Raw genomic sequence first — 10,189 nt, 5'->3', positions numbered from 1 at the left:
ATTATAGGGTTACGAGATATGAAACCCATGAAAAAGTAAACTGTTGCTATAATCAGTGGATTTCTATGGGAAGTCCTAAGATATTAGGAGATGATGAAATAGAACTTTTAAAACTTTCTTCTATGCCTATTGTTAATTTAAGCTATGGAAGAAAAACTACTGTCCATCACATAAGTGCTAAAATTAAAGGTTATGGAGCCATACTTATTACCTTAAAAGCATTAAAATAGTATAGAATCTAGTCAAAAAGTACAAAAAACACCTTAGTTTAAGGTGTTTTTTGCTTTATGACGAAAAAGATGTTTATGGAAAGTCCTTAAAAATGTACTTTTTAATCAGTAACTAAGTGAATGAAATCATAATGTATTATAAGCTATAATTAAATTAATTAGTATGGAGAAATACAAAGAAATTAATAATTAAAAATTAAATTTCAAAAACATATGAGGTTTTAAATTTACTAATAATATATAAGAGAGAATGAGAGGAGATAAAAATGAGTTCTTATGGAAAAATCTTTACAGAGGGAAAGGTAAGCAGGATTCTTTTAAAATTCGCTATACCTGCAATAGTTTCCTTACTTGTAACAGAGCTTTATAATATGGTAGACACATTCTTCGTTGGAAGATATGTAGGGCCTAATGCGATAGGAGCATTAACCATAGCCTTTCCAGTACAGAGGTTGTTGTCATCCATAGGGCTTTTAATAGCCGTAGGTTCATCAGCAACCATAGCCCGGTACTTAGGAGAAAAAAATATTGAGGAATTAAAAAATACTATAACAAGTGCATTAAGCCTTACTTTAGTTTCTTTAATAGTAATACCACTAGTTATATATATTTTCTTAGATGGTGCTTTAGTTAAGATGGGAGCTAGTGAGACAATATTTCCACTAGCGAAGGAATACATTTCTATAATACTCATTGGTGGAGTATTTCAAAGTTTAACATATATTATGTGCTATTCTATGAATGCCTTAGGCAATACCAAGATAACCCTTTATGCAACATCCTTAGGTGCAATTCTTAATGTAATAATAGATGCTATTTTAGTTATGGGATTTGACTATGGAGTTAAAGGTGCAGCCATAGCTACAGTATTTTCTCAATTTGTAAGTTTTATTTTTACTATTTATGCCTTTAGAAAAGTAAAGAAAGAATTAAATCTTAATATAACTTTTGGGTTCTATGGAAATCTAGTAAAAACAATTGTTGCAGTAGGTTTTTCTACATTTATTATAGAAATTTCCGATGCCATAGTTGCTGTACTTTTAAATAACCTGTTAGGAGATCACGGTGGAGATACAGCCATTATAATAATTGGAGCAATAACTAGAGTTTCTATGTTCCTTTTCATAACTATAATAGGAATGACTTCTGCTATGCAACCTATAGTTGCTTATAATTATGGAGCGAAAAATTATAAAAGGGTAAATGAAACTATTAAAAAAACAATTACAGCAGTATCTATAACATCTACAATATTGTGGATTGTACTTATGGTGTTTACAAGACCTATTCTTGGAAGTTTCTTAAAAGAGCCTTCTATTTTAAAGGATGCAATATGGGCATTTAGAGTGGTTATAAGTATATTCCCAGTTATAGGAATATATTATGTATCTATATATGTATATCAGTCTATTGGGGAGGCGAAGACAAGTTTTTTACTCTCTATTTATAGACAACTTGTTTTATTCATTCCTCTAGTAATTATAGCTGTAAATATATGGGGAGTTGTAGGAGCGTGGATAAGCTATCCTATAGTTGATATAATAGTTGCAGTAACTGGAGTAATATATATTAAGAAGGTAAGGGAAGAATTAGAAGAGGAGTATGAAACATTAAAAATTAAAGAAGTGCAAAATATTATAAATGCTTAAAAAGTTGTCCTTATGGACAACTTTTTTTTATCATAGGTAAGCTTTATAGAAAATAAATATACATTTAAATGAAAAATTGAGATATTTTATAAGGATTTTATTAATATACAGTTAAATATTCTAAATAATAAGAAAAATTTAAGAATTATGAATTGACAATAACTATCATTAAGTGTTATAAAAGAATTGAGGATTAAATTTTAAGGAGAAGGAGATATGGTTAAAGGAGTAAATAAAAATAATAAGGACTATGAATTTAGAGGGGAACCATTAGAAAATATATTTAGTAACAATTCCTTTAAGCTATTTAAAGATTATTGTAATAAGAATAATTTAAAAAATGATTATGATCTTAAGGATTTTGATTTTATATGTCTTAGTAAAGAAAAGGGATTTGGTCCTCAAAAGATAAAGACAATTACCACAGTGTGGAAGGAATACAAGAATAGTTTAAAGGGTAAGAATCCTTTAGAAAATAAGGATTACACAATTCATGTTCATGAGGATTATATAAATATGAGCATAGACTCTATTAAGGCTCTTTTTGTGGATGAGAGAATAATAACACATTTTAAAGATAATAACATCAGTACAGTAGGAGATCTTAGATATCTAAATCTAGATAATATAAATTCTATTCCAAACATAGGCAAATCAAAGGCACTTAAGTTTAACTACTATATTTCTTTATTAAAATACCCAGAAGAAGAACTAATCACTAAAGTTTTAGACATAATTAAAGAGGATGAAAATTATAGAATATATAAGCTCAGAGCGGTAAAAGGAATAACACTTCAAAGCATAGCAGATAAAAGTAATATTAGCCGTGAGAGAGTAAGACAACTAGAAGAGAAAGTACACAAGAAATTTAAAGGGTATTTTAAAATGTTTTTCCCTTATATGATAAAAAGATTTAACAAGGATAAAATTTTTGATTATAGGGATATAAGAAAAATAGGAAGAACTAAGGAAGAGTCCCTTATACTTAAATATGCTCTTATAAATAAAGCTTCAGAAAATGTGAGATATTTTGAAGAGATTGATAAGTTTATAATAGGAGAGAATATAAAGTATATAAGAGAGAGCCTTAATAGTATAGCAAGAGAGGTTGGAGATATATTTAACTATTACGATGAGATATACAATGTGGAAGTTCTTCTTAGAGAATATAGTTTGAGTTTCCTAGATTATGAGGACTTTATAAACTATCTTTATAAAAAAGGATATAAAAGTCATAATAATTATGTGTGGAAGGGTTCAATGAAACTCTCTAAATGTTATGGAGTAATAGTTAAGGAGTATTTTAAAGAAGGAATAAGGCTTAGTGATAAGGATAATATAGAAAAGGTAAAGAATATATTTAAAGATAAGTTTGGGCGGGATGATTTTTGTGATAATGCAAGGGCTATAGCAGCAAGAATAGAAAGTGAAAATGTTCTATGCAATAGAGGAACATATATAAGTCCAGAATATATAAAAATTCCAAAAGACTTATTAAGGAATATAAAGGAGTATATAAATAACTCAACAGAAGAGACTATACTTATTTCAGATTTGTTTTATAAATTCCAAGAAGATCTTAAAATGAAAAGTAATATAGATAACAGGTATTTTCTCCATGGAGTATTAAAATATTATTATGGTGATGAATTTATATTTACAAAAGATAATATAGGTAAGAATAAGGATAGTATAATAAGTTCACATAAGATATTTGAAAAATTCTTAAAAGATGAAGGAAAGGCTGTATCTAAGAAGTATATTAAGGGAGTATATCCAGGATGGACTGACTCCATGTTTAACAATGCGGTAGCTCTAAATAAAAACATAATATATTGGGATAATGGGTATTTTATAAATAGTAGCATATTGAAAATTTCTAAGGAAGATATCAATAAGTTAAAAGAAATACTAGAAAGTCAGTTTAAAAAAAATCATGGATACACCAATGCCAATGTGGTTCATTCTAAGGTTGAGCACATAATGAAGGATTTTATTAAGAGAAATAATATTAAAAACTCATTTAATATATACTCTATTTTAGAATATATATTGGGTGATGAGTATTATTTTAGAAGACCACATATTTTAAAAGAAGAACCAGAGAAACAATTTACCACTATGGATTTATTTTATGGCCTTTTTAGAAACAAAGAAGTTATAAGCTATAGGGAGTTTTATGAACATTTTAATAAACTGAAATTTACAGAGAGAACTATATATAATGCCTTCCATAGAGTATGCGAAGAACTTATAGAAATTGATGATGATAAATATATTTTAAAAGAGAACTTAAAGTTAAAGTCAAGGGATATAGAGGACATAACAAATGAGTTAAATAAATTAATTGAAAAGAGAAAGTATTATCCTTTAAAAACTTTGAGAAATTATAGCTTCCTACCAAATATAGGTTTTCCTTGGAATTATCATTTTCTAAGTTCTATTATAGAGAATTATATAAAAGATTTTGATATAGTAGAAAAAGAAGTGAAAGATAGAAGATATAGATGTGCAGTCCTTGTAAGAAACAATGGAGAGTTTTTCTCTATTAAAGATCTTATAATATATATACTGAAAAATGAATATAGAGGATCCATGAATATAAATAGTATACAGGAGTATTTAAGGGATAAAAAAGTTATTCTTAAGGGGATACCAAGAGATGTTTTTCAGTATGAGGGTTTTATAGTAGAAGAGGATGGGAATGTAACAATAAATTAAACTTTAATAATATCTATAGACATAACTCTTAAGTTCTAGTTAGAATAGAATTTAAGAGTTATTGCTTTGTTTTACAATATAACTTTTATAAGTGTTTATTCCTTTTTCTTGAACTTTGGAAATGGAAATACTTATATGATTAACTAAGTCTTACAATGTAAGATTGAAGTAACTATTTGGAAGGGAGGTCTAGGCTTTGGAATATGTGATAGATAATAAGAATTTAGACTATTTAAACTTAAAAAATTTATTAATTGCAGCACAAAATAGTAGTAATAAAGTAGGAGATGATGAGTTTAAGAAAGATAAAGAACTACAAAAGGCCGTAGACTTCATAAATAAGACAAAGGGTATAAATAAAGATGAACTTAGGCTTTATTGTACCTGCCATGAAGATGGATTTAAAGGAAAGTATTTAAGTCTCATGGAGATATTTTCACTAAATCTAAACAATATAATAGGACTTAATTTTGAAGAGATAATACATAAAATGAGAAGTCTTAGTGAAGATGGCATATTAAGTAGCTTATATTATACTCTAGGAGATTATGAAGGAAAATCTTTAAATAGTAGAGAAGATGTTTTAAAGGAACTTAGAAATATGCCCATAAGTGGTGAGTTTAAATGGAATCTCATGATGGCTATTGAAAATCCATTAGAATTTATGGAAAGATTGTGTAACTTTCTTGAAAGATGCAAAAGAATTTTAAATAAGTATATTGAGAGATTTAGAATTCTTGGAGATCAGTGGAAAGACACCTTGGAAGAATTAATAAGATCTGGAGGAATAGAAGGTTTTAAAGAGACCTATGATATAATTCCTTTTGATGATTTTAAATATTGCAATAGGGTATACATATATCTAATTTCCATTAATGTATTTAATATTTCATGGGTAACTGGAAGAGATAATAATACATATATTTATCTTGGAAATAAATCTTTAGAGATGATAGAAAACTTTAGAGGGAAAAATAACTTTGAGAAATTAATGAAGGTAATTAAAAATTTATCAGATCCAAGTAGATTTAAGCTTTTAAAATTAATTAGTAGTGAATCTAAGTATGGTCAGGAACTTGCCCATGATTTGAATTTAACTACTCCAACAGTATCCTATCATATCACTGGACTTAAAATGAATAAGCTTATAAATGAGAAATATGAGGGGAAAAAGATGTACTACTCTTTAAATAAAGATACTTTAAGAGAGATGATAAAAATATTAGAAAAGGAACTTCAGCTTTAGGTTCATAAGAATATTATAAACTTTTGGTTAATAATATTCTTAAAAACACATAAAAACCTTGACTTATTCAGTGAAGGGTTTTATGTGTTTTAAAATGCTTTTTATTATTAATATATTATATTTTCATTTCGCTATATTGAAGTTTATATAAATTATAGTATAGTTTTTCTTTTAATAAAAGCTCATCATGAGTTCCCATCTCTTTTATCTTGCCCTTATGAAGAACAATTATTTTATCAGAGTTTTTTATTGTAGATAATCTGTGAGCTACTACAATGGTCGTTCTTTTATCTGTAATCCTAGATAAGGCATCCTGTATTAGGCTTTCAGTTTCTGTATCGATATTAGAAGTAGCCTCATCAAGGACAAGAATAGGGGGATTAAAGGCTATGGATCTTGCAAAGGCTATTAGTTGCCTTTCACCTTGGGAGAAGGTTGTTCCCCTCTCATTTACAGGATCATCATATTGGTTAGGAAGTTTTTCTATAAACTGATTTGCATTTACATATCTGCAGGCTTCTATAACCTTTTCATCAGATATATCCTTATTATTAAGTCTTACATTACTTTTAATATCCCCAGTAAAGAGGAATACATCTTGAAGTACTGTAGCTATATTACGTCTTAGATCTTCTTTTCTCATATGTTTTATATTGATTCCATCAATTAAGATTTCTCCTTTTTGTATATCATAAAGTCTTGTAATAAGGCTTATTATAGAGGTTTTGCCTGCACCAGTGGCCCCTACAAAAGCTATCTTTTCCCCAGGTTTTATTGAAAAACTTACATCTCTTAAAATCCAATCTTCATCATTATATGCAAACCAAACGTTTTTAAATTCGATTTCTCCAATAAGCCTTTTTACCTCTTTTGGATTGTCTATATTTTTTATTATAGAATTATTATCTAAAATGTTAAAGATTTTCTCAGCAGATGCCATAGCAGACTGAAGAATATCGTATTTTTCAGTTATGTCAAATATAGGCTGAAAAAACATAGTTACATAATTTATAAAGGCAAAAAGCACACCAAATTCTATAGAGTTATCTAATACTCTAAAACCACCAAACCATATAAGAAGAGCCATGGTAAAAGCGGATAGAAGTTCTATAGAGGGTCTAAAAATAGCAAATATTACAGTTTGATCAAGGCTTGCTTTTTTGTAAGAGGTGTTTATTTCATCGAACTCCTTAAATTTTTTATCTTCTTTATTATATATTTGCACAACCTTAACCCCAGAAATATTTTCAGATAGGAAGGAGTTTATCTTAGATAGTCTAGACCTAACCTTTCTATAAGCATCTCTATCATATTTTTTAAATAATAAGGCCACTATAAAAATTAATGGAAGTGTGCTTATGGATATTAGAGCCAAATTCTTATTTAAAATAAACATAGCAATAATTATTCCAATTAACATAAATATATCCTTAAGAAGATATATAAGGACTCCAGTATACATTTCATTAAGGGTTTGAACATCATTGGTTATTCTAGTAACTAACTTACCTACAGGGGTTTTATCAAAGAAGGAAAGATTAAGATTTTCTAAATGGACAAATAGTTTTTGACGTATATTATAAATAATCTTTTGGCCTGTAAATTGAAGTATATACATTTGAAAATAATTAATTACAAAGCCTACACAATAAGTTAGAAGTAATATAATAACTATATGTTTAAGAGAAGATATGTCATTATATCTTAAAGATTTAACTTCATCCCTTGTAAGTTTTTTATATATTTTATTAGTATCTAAAGAAAATTCTTCTGAGTAATCTATTTTTCCATATACAAGATAAATATCCTCTTCATAATATATCATGGAATATATCTTATCATCATCATAGGTTCCTTTAAATTCTTTACTAGATATGAAAGATTTATCTCCTATTAAGCTTGAGTTTTTTACATCCTTATTAACTTCTATATAAGGTTTTTTAAATCCATTTATATCATCATCAATGGCAGTTTTTATTATAGAAGGCCTAACTAAAAGAAGTATAGTTGATATTATCATGAGGAGCATTACAAGTAACAAATTCCATTTAAAGGGTTTTGCAAAGGTAAGAAGTCTTTTCATAAGATCTGAGTCGTAATCTTTTGTAATAATATCATCATCATTGAAATTATCCATATCCTAGACCTCCTCATCTATTTTTTCTTCTAATAATTGCTTATTATAAATTTCACTATATAGACTTTTGTTATTTATAAGAGTTTCATGGGTTCCTTCTTCAATTATCCTTCCTTCATCTAATACTATGATGTTGTGACTATTTTTTATAGCAGATATTCTATGAGATATTATTATGGAAGTTCTACCTTTCATAATAGATTTAAGGTTTTCTAGAATTTTAGTTTCAGTTTTAGCATCTACAGCAGAGAGGCAATCATCTAAGATTAATATCTCTGGATCTTTAATCAAAGCTCTAGCTATGGAGACCCTTTGTTTTTGTCCACCAGATAATGTAACGCCACGTTCTCCAACTAAGGTATCAAAACCTTTAGGGAAGTCTATAATATTATTGTAAACATCAGCATTTTTAGAGGCATTTATAACATCCTTCATATTTAAGGTATCCTTAGATAGGTTTATATTTTCAGATATATTATAGGAAAATAGGAAAGGATCAGAAGCCATACCTATATTTTTTCTTAGAATAGATAATGGAATTTTATTTATATCTGTACCATTAACAAATATTTTTCCGTCTTCTATGTTATAAAGTCTAACTAATAGGTTTACTAGGGTGCTTTTTCCACCACCAGTTCGTCCTATTATACCTAAAGTTTCACCTTTTTTTATGGAGATATTAATATTTTTTAGTGAGGGAACTTTAGCTCCGGGGTAGGTAAAGGTTAAATCATTTATGACTAAATCTCCATTAATACTGTTTATATCTATAACTTTAGGGGAATCATAAATTTCAGGTTTTGTTTTAAGAATATTCTCTATTCTTTCAAGAGAAGCAAAACCCCTTTGGATCACATTTATTACAAAGCCTATAGCCATCATAGGCCAAACAAGTTGTCCTATATACATATTAAAGGCAACAAAGTCTCCAAGGGAAATGTCACCATATATTACATATAAACCACCTACACCTATAAAAAGAACAAAACTTAGAGAAGCTATAAATTCAACTAAAGGTTGCATTATAACTTGTATTTTTGAATATTCCATATTTTTTTTAAAGTTATCAAAATTTTCTTTGGTGAATTTTTCGAATTCTTTTTCTTCTTGAACAAAAGATTTAATTACTCTTATACCAGAAAAATTTTCTTGGACTAATTCAGTTAGAGTGGAAAAGGATTTTTGTACTATCATAAACTTTTTATGAATTATTTTTCCGAACTTTGTGGCTATAAGGGAAATAAAAGGCAATGGTAGTAAGGAGAGGAATGTAAGTTTAACATCTATAGATAGCATAGTGATTATGGTAATTGAAGTCAAAAATATAGCATCTATTATCATAACCATACCAAAACCTAAGGACATTATTACGGAGTTTAAATCATTAGTTGCTAAAGCCATTAAATCCCCAGTTTTATTTTCATTATAAAAGCTTACAGATAATTTTTGGAGATGAGAAAAATATCTCTTTCTCATTTCATACTCTATATGCTTTGATGTACCAACTATAAGTACTCGCCAGATAAAACGTCCTACAGCTATAATTATAGAGGCAATAATAAACAATGATATATATTTTAATATATAATTTTGAGACGAGTTACCCTTTAAAAGGCTATCAGTTAATAGACCTAATATTTTAGGGGGAATTAACTGCATAAAATCTATGAACATTAGCATTAGTACACCTAGGATATATCTTTTCTTAAATATCAATGTGTACTTAAACAAAGCTTTTAGTTTTTTCATTTTGTGTAGCCTCCTTCCTTTTTAAGATATTATAACATCTAACCCATATAATAGAAATAAGATTAAAAATTTCTTGTAGGAAAAAACTTTAATTTTTATAAATGTGGCAAATACTATAAATATTGAAAATGTTAAGATTCTGAAAAAAATTAAAATTATTAAAATATCGCCTAAAATCTTTTTTTGTGGTATACTGTTTAAGGATTTTACGAAGTTTAACTTAAGGTTAAAATGGGGATAAAAAACTTAATAAAGAAATAATTTCTTTAGGAGGATATTATGGGAAATTATATATTCACGTTAACAGCTGTTTTTCAGATTTCTTTATTTTTATTAACTTCCTATTATTTAATACTATCCTTATTTGGATTGCGTAGGAAAAAGGAAAAAAGAAATCATGAAGCTAAAAATTCTTTTGCTCTTATTGTAGCTGCACATAATGAAGAAGTGGTTATTG

General features: G+C 27.7%; 5 protein-coding genes and 1 pseudogene. 4 read left to right on the top strand and 2 right to left on the bottom strand.

The window, feature by feature from the left end; translation table 11 throughout:
- The 4 genes and pseudogenes from AB2369_RS07775 to AB2369_RS07760 all read left to right on the top strand — a co-directional run.
- Window positions 1-230 (top strand): annotated as a pseudogene (locus AB2369_RS07775) (AraC family transcriptional regulator); the annotation flags it as partial.
- A gap of 266 nt (window positions 231-496) precedes the next feature.
- Window positions 497-1,879 (top strand): MATE family efflux transporter, encoded by a 1,383-nt coding sequence (locus tag AB2369_RS07770; protein ID WP_367665913.1) that lies wholly within the window; start codon window positions 497-499, stop codon window positions 1,877-1,879.
- A gap of 216 nt (window positions 1,880-2,095) precedes the next feature.
- Complete coding sequence (locus AB2369_RS07765) at window positions 2,096-4,600, top strand: sigma factor-like helix-turn-helix DNA-binding protein (protein ID WP_367665912.1); 2,505 nt, start codon at window positions 2,096-2,098, stop codon at window positions 4,598-4,600.
- A gap of 205 nt (window positions 4,601-4,805) precedes the next feature.
- Window positions 4,806-5,846 (top strand): ArsR/SmtB family transcription factor, encoded by a 1,041-nt coding sequence (locus AB2369_RS07760; protein ID WP_367665914.1) that lies wholly within the window; start codon window positions 4,806-4,808, stop codon window positions 5,844-5,846.
- 115 nt (window positions 5,847-5,961) lie between these two features.
- Here the strand turns inward: AB2369_RS07760 and AB2369_RS07755 are convergent, their stop codons facing one another.
- A complete protein-coding gene (locus tag AB2369_RS07755) occupies window positions 5,962-7,983 on the bottom strand; it encodes an ABC transporter ATP-binding protein (protein WP_367665911.1) in 2,022 nt (673 codons plus the stop codon).
- A gap of 3 nt (window positions 7,984-7,986) precedes the next feature.
- A complete protein-coding gene (locus AB2369_RS07750; protein ID WP_367665910.1) occupies window positions 7,987-9,732 on the bottom strand; it encodes an ABC transporter ATP-binding protein in 1,746 nt (581 codons plus the stop codon).
- Window positions 9,733-10,189 lie beyond the last annotated feature (457 nt).

The organism is Clostridium sp., from assembly GCF_040797585.1.
In the GTDB taxonomy this organism is placed as follows: Bacteria; Bacillota; Clostridia; order Clostridiales; family Clostridiaceae; genus Clostridium_Z.
Note: the sequence above shows the minus strand (reverse complement) of the source record. Positions and strands in the feature narration are given on the sequence as shown.